Origin of the sequence: Campylobacter jejuni (assembly GCF_049221745.1) — a bacterium.
Lineage (GTDB): Bacteria > Campylobacterota > Campylobacteria > Campylobacterales > Campylobacteraceae > Campylobacter_D > Campylobacter_D jejuni_E.
In genome coordinates, this window is the sequence record NZ_JBMJAO010000001.1 from 60945 (window position 1) to 79965 (window position 19021).

The following is a 19021-nucleotide window of genomic DNA, read 5'->3' on the forward strand; positions in this document are numbered from 1 at the left end:
ATGGAAATTAAAAGCATATTAATTGCTAATCGTGGAGAAATAGCACTACGCGCTTTAAGAACAATTAAAGAAATGGGCAAAAAAGCAATTTGTGTGTATTCTGAAGCAGATAAAGATGCTTTATATTTAAAATACGCTGATGCAAGTATTTGTATAGGTAAGGCAAGAAGTTCTGAAAGTTATTTAAATATCCCAGCTATCATCGCAGCAGCTGAAATAGCAGAAGCTGATGCGATTTTTCCAGGATATGGATTTTTAAGCGAAAATCAAAATTTTGTTGAAATTTGTGCTAAACATAACATTAAATTCATAGGTCCTTCTGTAGAAGCTATGAATTTAATGAGTGATAAATCAAAAGCTAAACAAGTAATGCAAAGAGCAGGCGTACCTGTAATCCCAGGAAGTGATGGAGCTTTAGCCGGAGCTGAAGCAGCTAAAAAACTTGCCAAAGAAATAGGCTATCCTGTGATTTTAAAAGCAGCCGCAGGTGGTGGCGGTCGTGGTATGCGTGTGGTTGAAAATGAAAAAGATCTTGAAAAAGCATATTGGTCGGCTGAAAGCGAGGCTATGACAGCATTTGGTGATGGAACTATGTATATGGAAAAATACATACAAAATCCACGTCATATAGAAGTGCAGGTTATAGGAGATAGTTTTGGTAATGTGATCCATGTTGGCGAAAGAGATTGTTCTATGCAAAGACGTCATCAAAAGCTTATTGAAGAATCCCCCGCGATTTTACTTGATGAAAAAACACGTACCAAACTTCATGAAACTGCTATTAAGGCAGCTAAAGCTATAGGATATGAGGGTGCGGGAACTTTTGAGTTTTTAGTAGATAAAAATTTGGATTTTTATTTTATAGAAATGAATACGCGTTTGCAAGTTGAACACTGTGTAAGTGAAATGGTAAGCGGGATTGATATCATAGAACAAATGATTAAGGTAGCAGAAGGCTATGCTTTGCCAGATCAAGAAAGTATTAAATTAAACGGGCATTCTATAGAATGTAGAATCACAGCTGAAGATTCTAAAACTTTCTTGCCAAGTCCAGGTAAGATTACTAAATACATTCCACCTGCAGGACGCAATGTCAGAATGGAAAGTCATTGTTATCAAGACTATAGCGTGCCACCTTATTATGATTCTATGATAGGTAAGCTTGTAGTTTGGGCAGAAGATCGCAATAAAGCTATTGCAAAAATGAAAGTAGCTTTAGATGAGTTGCTTATAAGTGGGATAAAAACAACTAAAGATTTTCATCTTTCTATGATGGAAAATGCTGATTTTATTAATAATAACTACGATACAAATTATCTTGCAAGACATTGAAATTTCCCTATTAAAGGGAAATTTCCTTATCTTAAATATTCTATATTGATCTTAGAGCGGAGTTTATCAAAATAATCCTGTATGAAATTTTGTCTTTGTTCGCTTACATAAGCGTTTAAAACTTCATTTTTAACTTGTTCATATTCAGGAGTTTGTGCTCCATCTTTGCCTTTAACTTCATAAAGTTCATAGCCATTTTTTCCATTTAAAACAGGGGAAAAGCCTCCAACAGGAATTTGCGATAAAAGCCCTAAAAGTCTTGGATCGGCATTGCTTGTGTTTAAAGATGCATTTTGTGGTTTAAGGATTGTTTTTTTTGTATTTTTGATATTTTCTAAAGTTTGAGGATTGTTTGATAAATAAATATTTGCATTAATTTGTGTATAAAAAGTGAATTTATCTTTATTCTGTTCGAAAAATTTTTTTGTTCCTTCATCACTAAAATCAGTTTTTGCTATACTTGCGATTTTTTCATAAAGCTTTCTTTTTTCTAAATCTTTTTTAAAATTTGCACGAAATTGTTCATAGCTTTGGTTTTTGGATTTTAAATTTGCTTTGAAAGCATTTAAGGTGGTTTTGTTTTGAGTAAGCATTTTATTTATAGCATCATCAAGCTCTAGATCATTGACCACAATACCCAGCTGTTTCATTTGTGAAATTTCCATTTTTTCATTGATGAGTATGCCTAAGGCTTCGTTTCTATCAATTTTAAGCGCTTTCATAGTTTGATCTATATCATAAGTTGTGATAGGCTCTTTGTCTACAACTACAGCTATAGCATTAATGGTATTTGCGCTAGCTAAACTTGCAAAAAATGCAAAACTTAATAAAATTTTTTTCATTTCAAACCTTTATTTAAGTATAAATATCGCATTATATCAATAAAAATTTAAGAAAAGGCAAAAAATGCACGAAAAACTTACAACGCGTTTTGCTCCAAGCCCAACAGGGTATTTGCACATAGGTGGACTTAGAACAGCTCTTTATAATTATTTATATGCTAGAAAAAATGGTGGAAATTTTTTACTTCGTATTGAAGATACGGATTTAAAAAGAAATTCCAAAGAAGCTACCAAAGCAATTATCGAAGCTTTTAAATGGTGTGGTTTAGAACATGATGGAGAAGTAACCTACCAATCAGAGCGTTTTGAACTTTATAAAGAATATGTGAAAAAGCTTTTAGATGAAGGTAAAGCGTATTATTGTTATATGAGTAAAGAAGAATTAGAAGAATTGCGTGTCAAGCAAGAAGCCGCTAAAGAGCGCCCAAGATATGATGGAAGATATAGAGAATTTACAGGTACGCCACCTCAGGATATAGAACCTGTTGTGCGTATTAAAGCACCTCAAAGCGGTGAGATTGTTTTTGAAGATGGGGTTAAAGGCGAGGTGAGATTTAAAGCAGAGGATATAATGGATGATTTTATCATTGCAAGAAGCGATGGAACCCCAACTTATAATTTTACTGTAGTAATTGATGATGCTTTAATGGGGGTAAGTGATGTGATTCGCGGGGATGATCACCTTTCAAATACTCCTAAGCAAATTGTACTTTATGAAGCATTGGGTTTTAAAATTCCTAAATTTTTTCATGTGGCTATGATACATGGAGAAGATGGTAAAAAGCTTTCAAAAAGACATGGAGCAACTGATGTTATGGAATACAAAGAAATGGGAATTTTGCCTCAAGCTTTGCTTAATTTTCTTGTGCGTTTAGGTTGGAGTCATGGTGATGATGAGATTTTTTCATTAGAAGAATTGAAAAAGCTTTTTGATCCTTATCATATTAATAAAAGCGCATCTTGTTATAATACTAAAAAGCTTGAATGGCTTAATGTCCATTATATTAAAACTTTGCCTTTTGAAGAGATTAATCGTCAACTTAAAGATCTTGGCTTTGATTTATCTGTTTATGAAAAGGCAGGATTTTTACTTGATTTATTAAGAGAACGTGCAAAAACCTTGTATGATATTATCAATGGTGCAAAAAGCATAGTTAATACGCCGCAAAATTATGATGAAAATGCAGTGCAAAAATTTGTTAACGAAAATAATTTAGAATTGCTCCAAGCATTTGCTAATACACTTAAAGATCAAAAAACAAGTAAAGATTTTGAAGATTTTACAAATGATTTTTTAGAAAAAAAAGAAGCAAAGTTAAAAGATTTGGCTCAACCTATACGCATAGCTTTAACAGGGAGTGCGGTAAGTCCTAGTATTTTTGAAGTATTAGAATTTTTAGGGGTTGATGAGTGTAAAAAAAGAATAGAAAATTTTTTAAAAGTTAGAGGAAAATAAAATGAATTTAAAAGAAGAAGCTTTAAAATACCATTTAGGTGGAAAAATTGATATTGTGCCAAGTAAGCCAATGGCTACAAGTTATGATCTATCTTTGGCGTATAGCCCAGGAGTTGCAGAACCTTGCCTTGAAATCGCTAAAGATAATGAGCTTGCTTATACTTATACAAATAAGGCTAATTTAGTAGCTATAGTTAGCGATGGTTCTGCTGTTTTAGGACTTGGAAACATAGGAGCACAGGCTTCAAAACCTGTTATGGAAGGTAAGGCTTGTTTGTTTAAAAAATTTGCAAATGTCAATGCTTATGATATAGAAATTGATGTTCATAGTATAGAAGAAATTGTAAAATTTTGCAAAGCTTTAGCTCCAACAGTAGGCGGGATAAATTTAGAAGATATTGCCGCGCCAAAATGTTTTGAAATCGAAGCGGCTTTGCAAGATTTAGGAATCCCTGTAATGCACGATGATCAGCACGGAACAGCTATTATTTCAACTGCAGGGCTTATGAATGCTATGGAAATAAGCGGTAAAAAATTTAAAGACATTAAAGTAGTTGTAAGTGGCGCAGGTGCCGCAGGTATAGCAAGTGCTAAGATGTATAGAAATTTAGGGGTTGAAAATATTATTTTAGTAGATAGCAAAGGAGTGATTTCTAAAGATAGAAATGATTTAACTCCTCAAAAGCTTGAATTTGCTATTGATTCTAAGGAAAAGACTTTAAAAGAAGTTTTAAAAGGAGCTGATGTTTTCCTAGGACTTAGTGCGCCAAAAATTCTTGATGATGAAATGATCTTAAGCATGGCAAAAGATCCTGTGATTTTTGCTTTAGCAAATCCTATCCCTGAAGTGATGCCTGAAGATGTGGCTAGACTTAGAAAAGATGCGATTATAGGAACAGGAAGAAGTGATTATCCAAATCAAATCAATAATGTTTTAGGTTTTCCTTTTATTTTCCGTGGAGCTTTAGATGTGCGTGCAAGTAAAATTACTGAAAATATGAAAGTAGCAGCTGCTAAAGCATTAGCAGATCTTGCAAAACTTCCTGTAAGTGATGCGGTTAAAAAGGCTTATAATTTAAACACCTTAGAATTTGGAAGAGCTTATGTTATACCAAAACCTTTTGATGAAAGAGTAAAAGCTGCAGTAAGTACAGCTGTAGCAGCAGCTGCGGTAAAAGATGGCGTTGCTAAGGTGAAAAATTTTGATGAGAAAGCTTATTTTGAAAGCTTAAAATGAAAAATATTTATTGTATCAATCATCCATTGATTGAACATAAGTTAGGAATTTTAAGGGCTAAAGAAACAAAGCCCTTTCAATTTCGTATGTTAATCGATGAAATTTCATCTTTTTTGCTTTTTGAAGCGAGTAAAGGTTTTTCTTTAAAAGAAATTGAAATTTCAACACCTATACAAAAAACTACAGTAAAAAAACTTGATGAAAAGATTATGATTTGTCCTATTTTAAGAGCTGCATTAGGAATGCTTGAAAGCGTTTTTAAGATGATTCCTGATGCAAGTGTTGGATTTTTAGGATTTGTGAGAAATGAAGAGACTTTAAAGGTGGATTTTTATTTTCAAAAACTTCCCAAAGATGCAAAAAAACGCACTGCTATTGTCATAGATCCTATGTTTGCTACAGGTGGGACTGCTATAGAGGCTTGTAATTTTTTAAAAAGCCAAGGAGTTAAAAAAATAAAATTTATATCCATACTTGCTGCTCCACAAGGTTTGCAAAAATTTAGCCAAATGCATGACGATGTAGAAGTTTTTGTGGCTTGTATTGATGAAGGTTTAAATGAAAAAGGTTATATTATCCCAGGGCTTGGAGATGCAGGAGATAGAGTGTTTAACACTCTATAAAAGAGATGATTTTTGGAAAAATTGATTATATTAATCTTTTACCTTTGCATATATATCTTAAGAAATACCCCTTACCTAATGGTTATAAAGCAAGTATGGAGTATAAAAAAGGAGTTCCAAGCAAGCTAAATAAAGATTTATTTTATAGAAGAATTGATGCAGCTATCATTTCAAGCATAGAAAGTGCTAGAAAAAAATATAAAAATTTAGATTTGGGTATTTGTGCTAATAAAAGAGTTTTAAGTGTTTTAGTAGAAAAAAATACATCAAATGCCAAGGATCCAAGTTCAGCAACTTCAAATGCTTTGGCTAAAGTTTTAAAACAAGATGGAAAAGTAATTATAGGTGATAAGGCTTTAAAACTTTATCTAAAAGATCCTTCTAAATATATCGATTTATGTGCAAAATGGCACGAAAAAACAGGATTACCTTTTGTTTTTGCTAGATTTTCTTGTGTGCAAAAAAAAGCTTTATATAAACAAATTTTGAAAAAATTTCCAAAAACAAAGATTAAAATTCCTTATTATATGCTTCAAAAATATGCCAAAACAAGGGATTTGGATATAAAAGATGTTAGATATTATTTAGATGAAGTTATATATCATAAAATTTCCACTAAAGAAAAAACAGCCTTAAAGCGTTTTGTAAAGGCTTGCAAGACTTTGAATCTTGCTTAGTGTTCAAATTCTCTAAGTTCTTTAACTGTTCCAAGGAGTATTACAACATCTCCACTATAAACAGTTGTAGTTTCTAAATCAGGAAGTATTTCCCAGTCGCTATTTAATTTTTTATAAGAAATCACTTTCATGTTTTGTGCTACATGTTTTAAAGAATTTCCTGCTAATTTTTCATCTATATTGATCTTAATAGCTCGTATAGTATTTGCTGAAAGATCAAAAACTTCATAATCAGCATCTTTAGCTAAAAATTCTTTTACTAGTCTTTTGGCACTTTCTTTTTCAGGATAAATAACCTTTGTTGCACCTAACTTAGAAAGAATTTGACCATGAATATTAGAAGTAGCTTTAGCGATAATATTTTTAACACCTATATCTTTAAGCGCCATAAGAGTAAGGATTGATTTTTCAACATTTTCTCCTATGCTAACAATGACTACTTCAACATCATGAAATCCTGCTTCTTTTAGGGCTGAAATATTTGTAGAATCTAAAATATAAGCATAGCTTGGAGGATTTTGTATACTTTTTAAAGCTTCTTCATCTTTATCCGCAACGATAACAGTATGACCTCCAGCAATGAGTTCATCTGCTACAACTGAGCCAAATTTTCCAAGTCCTATGATTCCGTAATTAAGATTTTTCATAATTTTACCTTTATAAATTTACTTTTCCTTCAGGGAATTTTAGATGTATGGCTTTATCTTGTTTAAATACGGAGAGTAAAAAGGCAAATACGCCTAATCTTCCGCTTAGCATCATAATGATAATAATTACCTTACTAGGATCGCTAAATAAAGCACATAAAGATAAAGTTTCACCATTTCCAACTGAAATTCCTACAGTTGCAAAAGCTGAAGAAGTTTCAAAAAGCAAAGCTATAAAATCAAATTTTGATTCTAATAAAGAAAGTAAAATAACAGCTATTATTATATAAACAGCTGAGCCTACAGCTATAATAAAAGCTTTGGATATAGTTTCTCTTGAAATTTCATATCCAAAAATTCTAACCCTTCCATCGCGGATACTCCAATAAGCATAGAGCAATAAAACCATTACAGTAGTTACTTTCATACCTCCAGCTGTTCCACCTGGTGCACCACCAATAACCATAAATAAAGATCCAAAAAATAAGCTCGCATCATGCAAATGCCCTATATCCAAGGTATTAAATCCTGCAGTACGGTAATTAATAGCGATAAAATATGAGCTTAAAATTTTATCAAAAAATGAAAAATGTCCTATAGTTTGAGGATTTGAGTATTCAAAAGTAAAAATAATAAGTGTTGAAGAAATTATAAGAAAAATACTTGCAACAACAACCATTTTTGTATGTAGGCTTAAATTTTGCAATTTTTTTCTTTGAAAAAAGTATAATTCAACTAAAACAAAATATCCAAGCCCTCCAATGATGATTAAAGAAGTGATAATAAGATTAATTGCTATATCATGTTTATAAGCTATAAGCCCATGCTCAAATATAGTAAATCCAGAATTATTAAAAGCACTAATAGAGTGAAAAATTCCAAACCATAAAGCTTTCTTAAAGTTCATTTCAAGGGCAAAACGCATGGTAAGAAGTATAGCACCTATCAATTCTATAGTAAAAATGAACAGCAAAACCTTTTTAAAAAATTTAAATAAACCATCCATAGATGGATAAAATAAAGACTCTTTTAGTAAATTTCTTGCACTAAAACCAACTTTTTTGCGTATGAGTATATAAACAAACAAACCTATACCCATATATCCCAAGCCTCCAATTTGCACCAAAGCTAAGATAATAATTTGCCCTACTAAGGTAAAATCAACCGCAGTGTTCTTAACTACTAATCCTGTCATACTAACAGCAGATGTGCTTGTAAAAAAGGCATCTAAAAAATCAATAGGAGTTGTATGTGCCCAGCTTGAATGTAGCAATAAAGCCCCAAACAATGCAATAATAATATAACCAGCTAGTAAAATTTTAAAAGTTCGTCTATCTAGTCCAAATTGTTTCAAAAAATTTCCATTTGATAATGATCTAAAGCGGGTATTCTATCTTATTAAAACTTTAAGGGAAATAAAATTTTATTTTTGTATTTAAACTTAAATTAAAGAAAAAAAGATACAATTACATTTTTACTTTAATTAAACATTGTGGTTGGATAGCTCAGTCGGTAGAGCAGCAGACTGAAAATCTGCGTGTCGGCAGTTCGATTCTGCCTCTAACCACCACTTTGTCTTTCAAAAAATCACATCACATGCTTTTTTATATAAGATTGAAATATTTAAAGAACTAAAAGTTATTATTTAAAAAAGTTGATAGTTTATAGTAGAATGGTGGATTTAGCAGGACTCGAACCTGCGACCAACCGGTTATGAGCCGGTTGCTCTAACCAACTGAGCTATAAATCCGTCTAAGTTGAATTAAAACGTAAAATTATATCTTATTAATGCTTAAAAATATTTTATTTAGCCTTTATATCCGTCCAAAAATATCTAAAAGTGATTAAATGCTGTAAAATTCCAAAAAAAATCATAAAAATAGTAAAAGAACTTCCACCATAACTAAAAAACGGCAAAGGGATTCCAACTACTGGTGCAAAACCTATAGTCATTGAGATATTTACTGCTGCATAAATAAAAATGAATAATGCAACACAATTGATAGCAACTCTGGCAAAATAATCATCTTTAAGTTTATAATTTAAACTAAGTAGATGAAAAATAAGTAAAATATAAAATATAATTAATGTTAACCCTCCAATAAATCCAAATCTTTCTATCATATAAGCAAAGATAAAATCGCTAGTTGAAATAGGTAAAAATTTAAAATGCGTTTGAGTGGCTTCATCTTGAGATTTTCCAGTTAAACCACCATTTCCAATAGCTATCATTGATTGAGCTACTTGATAACTTGGTTTTTCTGAAATAAAATCATGAATTCTTTGTTTTTGATATGGTTTTAAAAGGTGTGTGTAAATAATAGGAGAGCTAATGCTTATAACTATAGCAATACTAAGCCAAATTTTATAATGAACCCCCATAATAAAAAGTACTCCAAAACCAACAAGTAGTAAAACCATTGCACTTCCTAAGTCAGGCTCTTTTGCAATGAGTAAAAAGGGCAAAATGATGTAAAAGCTAAGTTTGATGAATTGTTTAAGTTTATATCCGTTTTTTGGCGGAGGATTTTGATAAATAAGATAGGCAAGCATTAAAATAAAACTAGGTTTAAAAATTTCAGAAGGTTGTATAGTAAAGTGAGTAAAAGGAATTTCAAGCCATCTTTTAGCACCTAATTTTTCAACCCCAAAAATATCTACGCTTAGCAATAAAAAAATATTAATCCAATAAGCAACAGGAATAATCCAAATAAATTTCCTTATAGGAAAGAAGAAAAAAATCATAAAAGCAAACAATCCTACACAGGCATAAACAAACTGTTTTTCTGCTAGAAAAGGATTGGCTTCAAAGATTAAGAAAAATGAAGTAAGAATTATAGGTAAAAATAAAATGGGTTGCATATAGTCAAAATGAGTTAAAATTCTTCTATCTAATCTAAACAAAATTTGCCTTCAGTTGGTAATATAAAGCTATAATTATAAACTAAAATTTTAAATTTTTAAAAACTTCTAAGGAAAAAATGCAAACTTTTTTAGTGGATGAAAATTTAAGACTTGATGTGTTTTTGGCTAAAAAATTAAACCAAAGTCGGAATCAAGTTACCTTGCTTATAGAAAAAGATTGTATACAGGTTAATGATAAAATTCAAGATAAAAATTCATTTAAGCTTAAAAATGGTGATATTGTATCTATTGCAAGTTTAAAACCTTATGATGAGACAAAACCTCAGTTTGAAGTGGATTTTGATATTGATGTGTTATATGAAGATGAGGATTTACTTGTATTAAATAAACCTTCAAATTTAGTCGTTCATGGAGCAAGTAGTGTTAAAAGTGCTACTTTGGTGGATTGGTTAATAGAAAAAAAATATACTTTATCAAATTTAGGAGGAGAGGTAAGAGCTGGTCTTGTTCATAGATTAGATAAAGATACAAGCGGAGCTATACTAATAGCGAAAAATAATTTCACCCATCAAAAATTAAGCGAACAGCTTGCAGATAAAAGCATGGGAAGAATTTATCTTGCGTTAATTGATTTGCCACTAAAAGAAGATAAAATTATAGTTGATAAATTTTTAATGCGTTCGCCTTCTAATGCTATTAAAAAAATAGCCATAGATAAGGAAAATAAATTCAGTAAAAACGCAAAATCAGCTTTCATAAATGTAGTAAAAACTGAAAATTTAGCTTTAATAGCAGCTAAGCTTTTTACAGGGAGAACTCATCAAATTAGAGCGCATTTGGCTAGTTTAAATCGCCATATTTTAGGCGATAGCTTGTATGGTTATAAGGGTAAGTATGATTGTAGGATAATGTTGCATGCTTATTTTTTGTATTTTATCCATCCAAAAACCAAAGAACAAATTTTTGTTAAAGCACCTTTGATGGAAGATTTTAAAAATATTATGTTTAAACAAATTAATTTAGGAGAGAATGATGAAAAGATTTCGCTTGAGTTTTTACTTGGGTTTTTTAACTCTTTTGCTTAGTGCTTGTAGTGTTTCACAAATGAATTCGCTAAGTTCAAGTAAAGAGCCTGCTGTAAATGAAAGCTTGCCAAAGGTTGAAAGTTTAAAAAGTCTTAGTGATATGAGTAATATTGCTTTTGAATGGGAGCCTTTATATAATGAAAATATCAAAGGATTTTATTTGTATCGTTCTAGTGATGAAAATCCTGATTTTAAACTTGTAGGCACTATTAAAGATAAGTTTCAAACTCATTATGTAGATACTAAATTAGAGCCTGGTACTAAATATCGTTATATGATGAAAAGTTTTAATGAGCAAGGACAAATTTCAGAAGATGGGAAGGTTATAGAAGTGAGCACAGCTCCAAGACTTGAAGCTGTTCCTTTTGTTCAAGCTATAACTTTGCCTAATCGTATTAAACTTATTTGGCGTCCACATCCTGATTTTAGGGTTGATTTTTATATTATTGAAAGAACCAAAGGTGATGATAAAGAATTTAAAAAAATTGCAGAAGTAAAAAATCGTTTAAACGCTGAATACATCGATAGTGATTTAAAACCTAATGAAAATTCAAGTTATAGAATTATTGCTGTGAGTTTTAATGGGATAAAGAGTGAGCCAAGTCAAGTTGTAAGTTCTACAAGTAAGGCTTTACCTCCTCAAGTTGAGCATTTAAGTGCTAGCACAGATGGTTCTAATAAAATCATTTTAACTTGGGATGCTCCTACGTATGAAGATTTTTCTTATTATAAAGTTTATTCTACGAGCTCAAGTTTCCTTCCTTTTAGTGTTTTAGCAAAAACTGATAAAAATTCTTATGAGGATATAGTAGAAGGATCAGGTAAAAGCAAGTATTATAAAGTAACAATGGTGGATAAAGATGGTCTTGAAAGTCCTATGCCAAAAGATAGTGTAGAAGGTAAAACTCTAGGTAATCCTTTAGCTCCTAGTATTATTTTGGCTCAAAGCACAAGCGAAGGGATAAATTTAGAATGGAGTGATAATGATACTAGAGCTGTTGAATATGAAGTAAGACGCTATGGCGGGGAGCAAAATGCAGTTTTTAAAGGCATTAAAGAAAAGCGATTAAAAGATGTAAAAGCTTTACCAGGAGTAGAATATAGTTATGAAGTTATTGCTATTGATTCAGCTGGACTTCGTTCAGAACCTTCAAGCAAAGTTAAGGCGGCTCAGTAGTGCCAAATTTTAAAAGCAAAAAGATCAAAGAAATAAATCTACCTTATAGCAAGGATGATGTTGAATTTCTTTGGCTTGCTAAGAATGATAATGTTAGTCTTATTTATACAAAGGTTCAAGAAGAGAGTTTTTTTCTGCAGATTAAAAAAGTACAAAATGGTTTTGTGATTAAAGGCGATAAACATACAAAACCTTCTAAAATAGGTTATTTACAAAAGGCTTTAAAAATCTTTAAAGAAGGTTTTTGCGAGAATATTATCAATGAAGCTTTTGGGCTTAAAAACAATGCTTTAATTGAAAAAACACCTTTTATTGTTAATAATTTTGATGAGCTTTTATCTAAGCTTCAAGGGAAAATTTATATAGAAATAGGTTTTGGTTCGGGAAGACATTTGCTTTACCAAGCAAAAGAAAATCCAAATGTTTTAATTTTAGGGGTGGAAATTTACAACCCAGCTTTAACTCAAGTAGCTAAACTTGCTAAGGCACAAAATGTAAATAATATTTTGCTAATCCAAAGTGATGCGAGATTGTTATTGAGTGTATTAAAATCAAAATCAGTTGAAAAGATTTTTTTACATTTTCCTGTTCCTTGGGATAAAAAGCCTCATAGGCGAGTTATTGGCAAAGATTTTTGTAAAGAGTGTGCTAGAGTTTTAACTCAAAATGGACGTTTTGAGCTTAGAACAGATAGTTTTGAATATTTTGATTTTACTTTAGATCAATTTTTGACTTTCCCAGCTCCAAAATTTAGTCTTAAAAAAAATGAAAATTTAGAAATTTCAAGTAAATATGAAGATAGATGGAAAAAACAAGAAAAAGATATATATGATCTTTGGGTATGGAATTTTGATGAGAAAGAGAGAGATTGCAAGTTAAACGAATTTAATTTCTCATCTATTAATTTTTCTAAAGAGAATTTAAAAAAAATAAAGCAGAATTTTAAAAATATTACTATAAAAAAAGATGATTTTTTCTTGCATTTTGAAAGTATTTATAAGCAAGATGAGAATTTACTTTTAAAAGTTGCTTTTGGAGCTTTTAATAAACCAGAGCATTGTTATTTGTATTTAGATAAAACGATTGGTTTTGTATTTAAAGAGCCATTTAAAATTCAAGAAAATATTAAAGCAATAAATGAATTAAAAGAAATTTTAAAAGTTCAGTTTAAAATATAATTTTTCTTGAAAATTAAGCAAAAATAAAGCATAATTTAAAAATTTAAAAAGGGAAGTTAAGGAAAAAGGATGCCTAATTTAATCCAAGCAAATAAACTTACTTTAGGTTATGATGAACTAGTTATTAAAGAAGCGAGTTTTGCTTTTAAGGATGATGATTTTGTTTTTATTACAGGTAAAAGTGGGAGTGGTAAGAGTACGCTTTTAAAGTCTTTTTATGGAGATTTAGAACCTATTTCTGGTAAGCTTGAAGTATGTGGATCTTTGATGAATAAAATCGGAAATTTAGAACTTTTAAAATTGCGTCAAAGAATAGGGATTATTTTTCAAGATTATAAACTTGTACAAGAATATAGTGTTGAAAAAAATGTTATGTTGCCTTTAATGATTAAAGGTTATAGCAAAAAAGTATGCCATGATCAAGCTGCTAAGCTTTTAAAGCATGTAAATTTAACTTTTAAAGCAGATAAATTGCCTAATCAACTTAGCGGTGGTGAGCAACAACGCGTTGCTATGGCTAGAGCCTTAGCTCATAATCCAAAGCTTTTACTTTGCGATGAGCCAACGGGAAATTTGGACGAGTATTCTTCTGATATTATATGGACTCTTTTAAAGTCTGCTAGAGAGCTTTTAGGAACTTGTGTTATAGTAGTAACGCATAGAATTCCTAGCAATTTAAGAGTGGATTATCGTCGTTTTAATATAGAAAATGGAAAAATGAATGAAATTTTTTAAAACACATTTATCTTTAATTTTACCTTTACTTTTTATGATGTTTGCTTTTGAATTTATTTTGATTACAAATGCAACTTTAAAGCATTATGAAGAACTTGTTAATAAAGATTATAATATTATAGTTGTCAGCAAAACTGAACTTGATCAGAATGTAGTAAAAACAAAAATACCATTTTTTGCTGGACTTGAATCTTTAGATCCTAAGGATTTAATCGATCGTTTGAAAAATGATGTTTCTGAAAAGAATTTGAAAATTTTAAAAGATTCTCTGCCAAAATTTTATACTTTAAAATTAAATTCTTTACCCGATCAAAATGAACTAAATTCGATTAAAAATCAACTTTTAAATATTGTAGGTGTTAGCAAGGTTGAAACTTTTTCCAAAACCCATGATAAGATATATTCTTTACTTATTTTGATGAAATTTGTTTTTTGGTTATTTTTATTTATCATTATTTTACTTGCCTTTGTTTTGTTTTTAAAACAGATGAGAATTTGGCTTTATGAACATACCGATCGTATTGAAATTATGTGTTTATTTGGAGCTCCGTTTTGGTTTAGATCTTTTATGCTTTATAAGGTAGTTGTGGTTGATTGTTTTATTTCTTTTATTATTTTACTTGCCTTTTTTACCCAAATTTTTGATCTTTCTATTATCCAAGAAAGCTTAAAGACCGTAGATATTATTTTTCCACCTATTAATTTTATTTTACATTTGACTTTAATTTTTTTAGCTACTTTGTTTATTTGCTTGTTGTGTGTAAATACAGTTATGTTTAAGGTTAAAAGATGAGAAAAAATATTCTTATCTTTTTTTGTTTTTTTTTGTTTGTTGATATAAGTTTAGCAAACGCTATAAATGAAAAAACAAAAAGTTTAGAAGAAAATAAACGCATACAAGAACAGCTAAATAAAAAACTTGAAGATTTGGCTAGTGATATTTTAAATGGTGAAAAAAGTTTGAAAGATCTAAGTTTGCAAATTGAAAGCTTAAATTCACAAACTTCTAAGCTTGAAGCAAGTGCCAAGGCTCAAAATCAAGAGTTAAACACCCTTACAAGCCAAAATGAAGTTTTGCTTAAAAGTAAATCAAATATGGAAGGTAAACTTATATCTTTAATGGCTAAAGATTTTGCTTATGATTTACCTATTCCTCAAGGCTATATTGAAAGTGAAGAAAGTTTTATGGCTTTTGAAATTTTAGGAAGCTTAAACAAAGTTTTAAATGAAGAAATTTTTAAAATTTCTAAAGATTATGAGGGAGTAAGCAGGCTTATTGATGATAAACAAGCTCAGATTAAGAAAATCAATGAAAGTCTTAAGGATTACAACGCTCAATTAGCCAAGCTTCAAAGTTTAAAACAAAAACAAATTAGCGAAATTAATAAACAAAAAACAGATCGAGCTATATATGCAAAAAAACTCGATGATTTGCAAGCTCAGCAAGAAGAGCTTAGAAAAACACTAAATCAACTTAAAATTATTAACGATAAAGACAATTCAAATAAAAATAACACTAAAATAGTAAAAAATAATCAACAAATAAGGCAATTAGGTTCAAGCTATCAAGGAAGTTCAGTCAAGCGTTACACAGGAAAAAAAACCATAGCTCCATTAGATTCTTTTACTGTGAAGCAAAAATTTGGAAATTATGTTGATCCTGTTTATAATCTTAAAATTTTTAACGAGAATGTAGTTTTAAGAAGCAATAAAAGCGATGCAGTTGTTAAAAATGTGCTAGATGGAAAAATAGTTTTTGCCAAAGATACTAGTATGTTAGCTCGAGTTGTTATTGTTGAGCATGATAATGGCATACATACAATATACGCACATTTAGATAAGATTGCTCCTAATATTAAAGTTGGTAAGAATATTAAAAAAGGTGCCGTAGTGGGTAGAATAAAAAATGATCTTACTTTTGAAGTAACTCAAAAAAATTTTCATATCAATCCTTTGGAACTCATTAGCTTAAATTAGCTAAATTTAATGGAATTTAAAATATAATTTCAAGTTAAATAAGGAGAAATAATGCAGGAGAGAAAAAGAGTTTTAGTAAAATTTTCAGGAGAGGCTTTAGCGGGTGAAAATGGCTTTGGTATAGAAAATTCTATTTTAAAATTCATAGCTTCAGAGATTAAAGAACTTATAAAAAATCAAATAGAAGTAGGTATAGTTATAGGCGGTGGTAATATTATTCGCGGAGTAAGTGCTGCTAAGGGCGGATTGATTAAAAGGACAAGTGGAGATCATATGGGAATGCTTGCTACGGTTATCAATGCTATTGCTATACAAGAAGCTTTGGAAAGCTCTGGACTTGAAGTTAGGGTTCAAAGCGCCATTCAGATGGAAGCATTTTGTGAAACTTATATTATGAGAAGAGCGCAAAGACACTTAGAAAAGGGTCGTGTTGTGGTTTTTGCCGCAGGTACTGGAAACCCTTATTTTACTACAGATACAACAGCAATTTTAAGAGCTGTGGAAATTGATGCAGATATGGTAATAAAAGCTACAAAAGTTAATGGAGTTTATGATAAAGATCCAAAACAATTTAATGATGCAGTATTTTTAAATACTTTAAGTTATGATGAAGCTATGCAAGATAATATTAAAGTGATGGACGATACAGCTATAGCTTTAGCTAAAGATAACAAACTTCCTATTGTGGTTTGTAATATGTTTGAAGAGGGTAATTTGCTTAAAATCATACAAGGTGATACTAGCCTTTGTTCAATCGTTAAAAATAATTAAGGAGAAAATTATGGATAAAAGAATAGAAGAAGTAGCGGCAAAAGCTTTAGAAAAAATGGGTAATGATAGATATCGCCTTTCTTTAGCGGTAGCAAAAAGAGCGGAACAATTGGCAAATGGAGCAACCCCTTTGGTAGACTTTGATAAAAATAAAAATAAACTTGCAGATATAGCTTTATATGAAATTGCAGAAAATAAAATTACTTTAGAGGGTTTAGTTGAAACCAATCGATGAAGAATTATTGCTTGAACAATTAATCGATAATGTAAAAAATTGTAAAGACTTAGAAACTGCTAAGGCTTTGCTTTTCGAAATTTGTGGCCATGATGCCATTCTTGAAAAAGCAGTAGATTACTGTATATTTTGCCATGAAGGGCAGTTTAGAAAAAGTGGAGAGCCTTATGCGGTACATCCTATTTTGGTAGCAACACTGGTTGGATTTTTAAGTGAAAATAAAAGCAATATTTTAGCTGCTTTATTGCATGATGTGATCGAAGATACAAACTGCACCGAAGAAGAACTTAGAGAGCAGTTTGGTTCTGAAGTCTTAAAACTTGTTTTAGGGCTTACTAAAATTATAGAAATTAGAGAAGATAATCTCATTTCATCAAAATCTAAAAAAAGTTTAACTAAATCAGCCTTGACTTTCAGAAATATGCTTTTAGCAAGCATTGAAGATGTTGGGGTTTTGATTGTGAAGTTATGTGATAGACTGCATAATATGCTTACTCTTGATATTCTAAGAGAAGATAAGCAAAAAAGAATTAGCGAAGAAACTTTAGTTGTATATGCTCCAATAGCCCATAGACTTGGTATTTCAAGCATAAAAAATTATTTGGAAGATCTTAGTTTTAAATATCTTATGCCAGATGAGTATAAGCTTATTGACAATTATATCAATTCCAATAACCAAGAAATGCAATTAGGTTTAAATGAATTTATTTCCAAAATCGAACTTTTATTTTTGAGCAATGGCTTTAGACAAGGTAGTTTTGAAATTCAAAAACGCATTAAACATAGCTATTCTATTTATCTTAAAATGCAAAGAAAAGGCATTGGTATTGAAGAAGTACTTGATTTGCTTGGGGTAAGAATTTTGGTTGAAAAAGTAAGTGATTGTTACTTAGCTTTGGGAATTTTACATACACATTTTAATCCCTTGGTTTCGCGTTTTAAGGATTATATAGCCTTGCCTAAACAAAATGGTTATCAAACCATACATACCACACTTTTTGATACTAAAAGTATTATAGAGGCGCAAATTCGAACTTTTGATATGCATAAAATTGCTGAATTTGGTATAGCAGCACATTGGAAATATAAAGAAGATGGTAGTGTGGTTGCACCTCGTCTTGATTGGCTTACAGATATTTCAATGCAAAGTATAAACAATCTTGAAAATGCAGAAGATTACAATGCTATTGAACTTTATGAATATGCTAAAGATAGTCTTTATGTTGAGGATGTTGCAGTTTATTCTCCTAAAGGAGAGATTTTTACTTTACCTCGTGGGGCAACGGTTCTTGATTTTGCCTATGAAGTGCATACTAAAGTAGGACTTCATGCAAAAAGTGCTTATGTAAATCGTATTAAAGTACCTTTGTTAACCGAGCTTAAAAATGGCGATATTGTGCGAGTGGTTACTAGCAATGATAAATTTTATCGTTGTTCTTGGATAGATAGTGTTAAAACAGGAAAAGCAAAAGCAAGTATAAAGGAATTTTGCAAGCAAAAAATCAGAGAGATTAATCTAGCAAGTTCTATTAGTATGTTAAGTTTTATTTTTGGAGTTGATAAAAACAGAATTGAAACTTGGATAGAAAAAGAAAATTTAGCCAGACGCATTAGACAAGTAGCAACAGATAGTGCTTATTTGAAAGATATAGTTAATGGTCTTAAAAAATACGCCAAGAAATCATATTGGTTTGATAAATATGAGATTAAAGAACAAAAAATAGGGAATTTCACCCTATACTGCAACCATAAAATTGCTAATGTGGATTTTGATTTTTGCTGCCATCCAAAAAGAGGTGATGCTGTTTTAGCTTTTGTTAAAGGTGGTAACGCTATTGTCCATCATAAGCTTTGCGATAGAGCTGATAAAATGATAGATAATAATCAAGATATGGTATTTATAAAATGGGATTCTAACATCCCTAAATCTTATAAATTGATTTTTTCTTTGGAAAATAAAAAAGGTGTTTTAGCGGAATTTTTGGCATTTTTAGCTAAAATACAGATAAATCTATTAACAATTAATTTATCAAGTGATTTAAATTCGGCGGTAGATTACTTCGAGATTACAATGGAAATTCCTGATAATATCAACCCAGATAGCGTCAAGGATAGGTTAAAATCTCGTTGTAAGATTTTAGATTTTACATCTTTAAATGATGCTTATAAAGAAGGTTAAAAGGT

The 19021-nt window shown here is 30.5% G+C and carries 18 protein-coding genes and 2 tRNA genes; 15 read left to right on the plus strand and 5 right to left on the minus strand.

Going from position 1 to position 19021, the window contains the following annotated elements; genetic code table 11:
• Window positions 1-1332, plus strand: coding sequence for an acetyl-CoA carboxylase biotin carboxylase subunit (gene accC, locus ACOTU8_RS00300; protein WP_422341288.1), 1332 nt, complete (start codon window positions 1-3; stop codon window positions 1330-1332).
• Window positions 1333-1358: 26 nt separating this feature from the next.
• On the opposite strand, the gene salC is transcribed toward accC, so the two are convergent.
• Window positions 1359-2174 carry a peptidylprolyl isomerase SalC gene (gene salC, locus ACOTU8_RS00305; RefSeq protein WP_422341289.1) on the minus strand — a complete coding sequence of 272 codons (816 nt, stop codon included), beginning with the start codon at window positions 2172-2174 and terminating at the stop codon, window positions 1359-1361.
• Window positions 2175-2238: 64 nt separating this feature from the next.
• Here salC and gltX point away from each other — a divergent pair, with 64 nt between their 5' ends.
• Genes gltX through ACOTU8_RS00325 form a run of 4 tightly spaced genes read left to right on the plus strand, consistent with a single transcriptional unit; the run spans window position 2239 to window position 6167 of the window.
• A complete protein-coding gene (gltX, locus tag ACOTU8_RS00310) occupies window positions 2239-3630 on the plus strand; it encodes a glutamate--tRNA ligase (RefSeq protein ID WP_422341290.1) in 1392 nt (463 codons plus the stop codon).
• A 1-nt stretch (window position 3631) separates the two neighbouring features.
• Entirely contained in the window at window positions 3632-4867 is a 1236-nt protein-coding gene (locus tag ACOTU8_RS00315) for a malic enzyme-like NAD(P)-binding protein (RefSeq protein ID WP_422341291.1), read from the plus strand.
• Window positions 4864-5490, plus strand: a complete 627-nt coding sequence (gene upp / locus ACOTU8_RS00320; RefSeq protein WP_422341292.1) for a uracil phosphoribosyltransferase — start codon at window positions 4864-4866, stop codon at window positions 5488-5490. Before ACOTU8_RS00315 ends, upp begins: the two co-directional genes overlap by 4 nt.
• 5 nt (window positions 5491-5495) lie before the next feature.
• The gene (locus ACOTU8_RS00325; protein WP_422341293.1) at window positions 5496-6167 is read left to right on the plus strand and encodes an MqnA/MqnD/SBP family protein; all 672 of its coding nucleotides are present in this window, start codon (window positions 5496-5498) and stop codon (window positions 6165-6167) included.
• Here ACOTU8_RS00325 and ktrA read toward each other — a convergent pair.
• Window positions 6164-6814 (minus strand): potassium channel family protein, encoded by a 651-nt coding sequence (ktrA, locus tag ACOTU8_RS00330; RefSeq protein WP_422341294.1) that lies wholly within the window; start codon window positions 6812-6814, stop codon window positions 6164-6166. The genes ACOTU8_RS00325 and ktrA overlap by 4 nt on opposite strands.
• 10 nt (window positions 6815-6824) lie before the next feature.
• On the minus strand, window positions 6825-8168 hold the full coding sequence (ktrB, locus tag ACOTU8_RS00335; RefSeq protein ID WP_422341295.1) for a TrkH family potassium uptake protein: 1344 nt from the start codon (window positions 8166-8168) through the stop codon (window positions 6825-6827).
• A 140-nt stretch (window positions 8169-8308) separates the two neighbouring features.
• On the opposite strand from ktrB, the gene ACOTU8_RS00340 reads away from it, so the two are divergent.
• Window positions 8309-8384, plus strand: a tRNA-Phe gene (locus ACOTU8_RS00340).
• Between the two features lie 103 nt (window positions 8385-8487).
• On the opposite strand, the gene ACOTU8_RS00345 is transcribed toward ACOTU8_RS00340, so the two are convergent.
• Window positions 8488-8564, minus strand: a tRNA-Ile gene (locus ACOTU8_RS00345).
• Window positions 8565-8617: 53 nt separating this feature from the next.
• Window positions 8618-9718 carry an FtsW/RodA/SpoVE family cell cycle protein gene (gene mrdB, locus ACOTU8_RS00350; protein ID WP_422341296.1) on the minus strand — a complete coding sequence of 367 codons (1101 nt, stop codon included), beginning with the start codon at window positions 9716-9718 and terminating at the stop codon, window positions 8618-8620.
• Window positions 9719-9795: 77 nt separating this feature from the next.
• Here mrdB and ACOTU8_RS00355 point away from each other — a divergent pair, with 77 nt between their 5' ends.
• From ACOTU8_RS00355 to spoT, 9 genes are all read left to right on the plus strand, one after another.
• Entirely contained in the window at window positions 9796-10764 is a 969-nt protein-coding gene (locus tag ACOTU8_RS00355) for an RluA family pseudouridine synthase (protein WP_422341297.1), read from the plus strand.
• The gene (locus tag ACOTU8_RS00360) at window positions 10709-11941 is read left to right on the plus strand and encodes a fibronectin type III domain-containing protein (protein WP_422341298.1); all 1233 of its coding nucleotides are present in this window, start codon (window positions 10709-10711) and stop codon (window positions 11939-11941) included. Before ACOTU8_RS00355 ends, ACOTU8_RS00360 begins: the two co-directional genes overlap by 56 nt.
• Window positions 11941-13119, plus strand: coding sequence for a tRNA (guanosine(46)-N7)-methyltransferase TrmB (gene trmB / locus ACOTU8_RS00365; protein ID WP_422341299.1), 1179 nt, complete (start codon window positions 11941-11943; stop codon window positions 13117-13119). Before ACOTU8_RS00360 ends, trmB begins: the two co-directional genes overlap by 1 nt.
• 69 nt (window positions 13120-13188) lie before the next feature.
• On the plus strand, window positions 13189-13854 hold the full coding sequence (locus tag ACOTU8_RS00370) for a cell division ATP-binding protein FtsE (RefSeq protein WP_002856386.1): 666 nt from the start codon (window positions 13189-13191) through the stop codon (window positions 13852-13854).
• Window positions 13841-14647 (plus strand): ABC transporter permease, encoded by an 807-nt coding sequence (locus tag ACOTU8_RS00375; protein ID WP_422341300.1) that lies wholly within the window; start codon window positions 13841-13843, stop codon window positions 14645-14647. The genes ACOTU8_RS00370 and ACOTU8_RS00375 overlap by 14 nt, the downstream gene beginning before the upstream one ends.
• A complete protein-coding gene (locus tag ACOTU8_RS00380) occupies window positions 14644-15831 on the plus strand; it encodes a murein hydrolase activator EnvC family protein (RefSeq protein ID WP_422341301.1) in 1188 nt (395 codons plus the stop codon). The genes ACOTU8_RS00375 and ACOTU8_RS00380 overlap by 4 nt, the downstream gene beginning before the upstream one ends.
• 51 nt (window positions 15832-15882) lie before the next feature.
• On the plus strand, window positions 15883-16602 hold the full coding sequence (gene pyrH / locus ACOTU8_RS00385; RefSeq protein ID WP_422341302.1) for a UMP kinase: 720 nt from the start codon (window positions 15883-15885) through the stop codon (window positions 16600-16602).
• A gap of 10 nt (window positions 16603-16612) precedes the next feature.
• On the plus strand, window positions 16613-16837 hold the full coding sequence (gene rpoZ / locus ACOTU8_RS00390; RefSeq protein ID WP_422341303.1) for a DNA-directed RNA polymerase subunit omega: 225 nt from the start codon (window positions 16613-16615) through the stop codon (window positions 16835-16837).
• On the plus strand, window positions 16821-19016 hold the full coding sequence (gene spoT, locus ACOTU8_RS00395; protein ID WP_422341304.1) for a RelA/SpoT family protein: 2196 nt from the start codon (window positions 16821-16823) through the stop codon (window positions 19014-19016). Before rpoZ ends, spoT begins: the two co-directional genes overlap by 17 nt.
• Window positions 19017-19021: the final 5 nt, after the last annotated feature.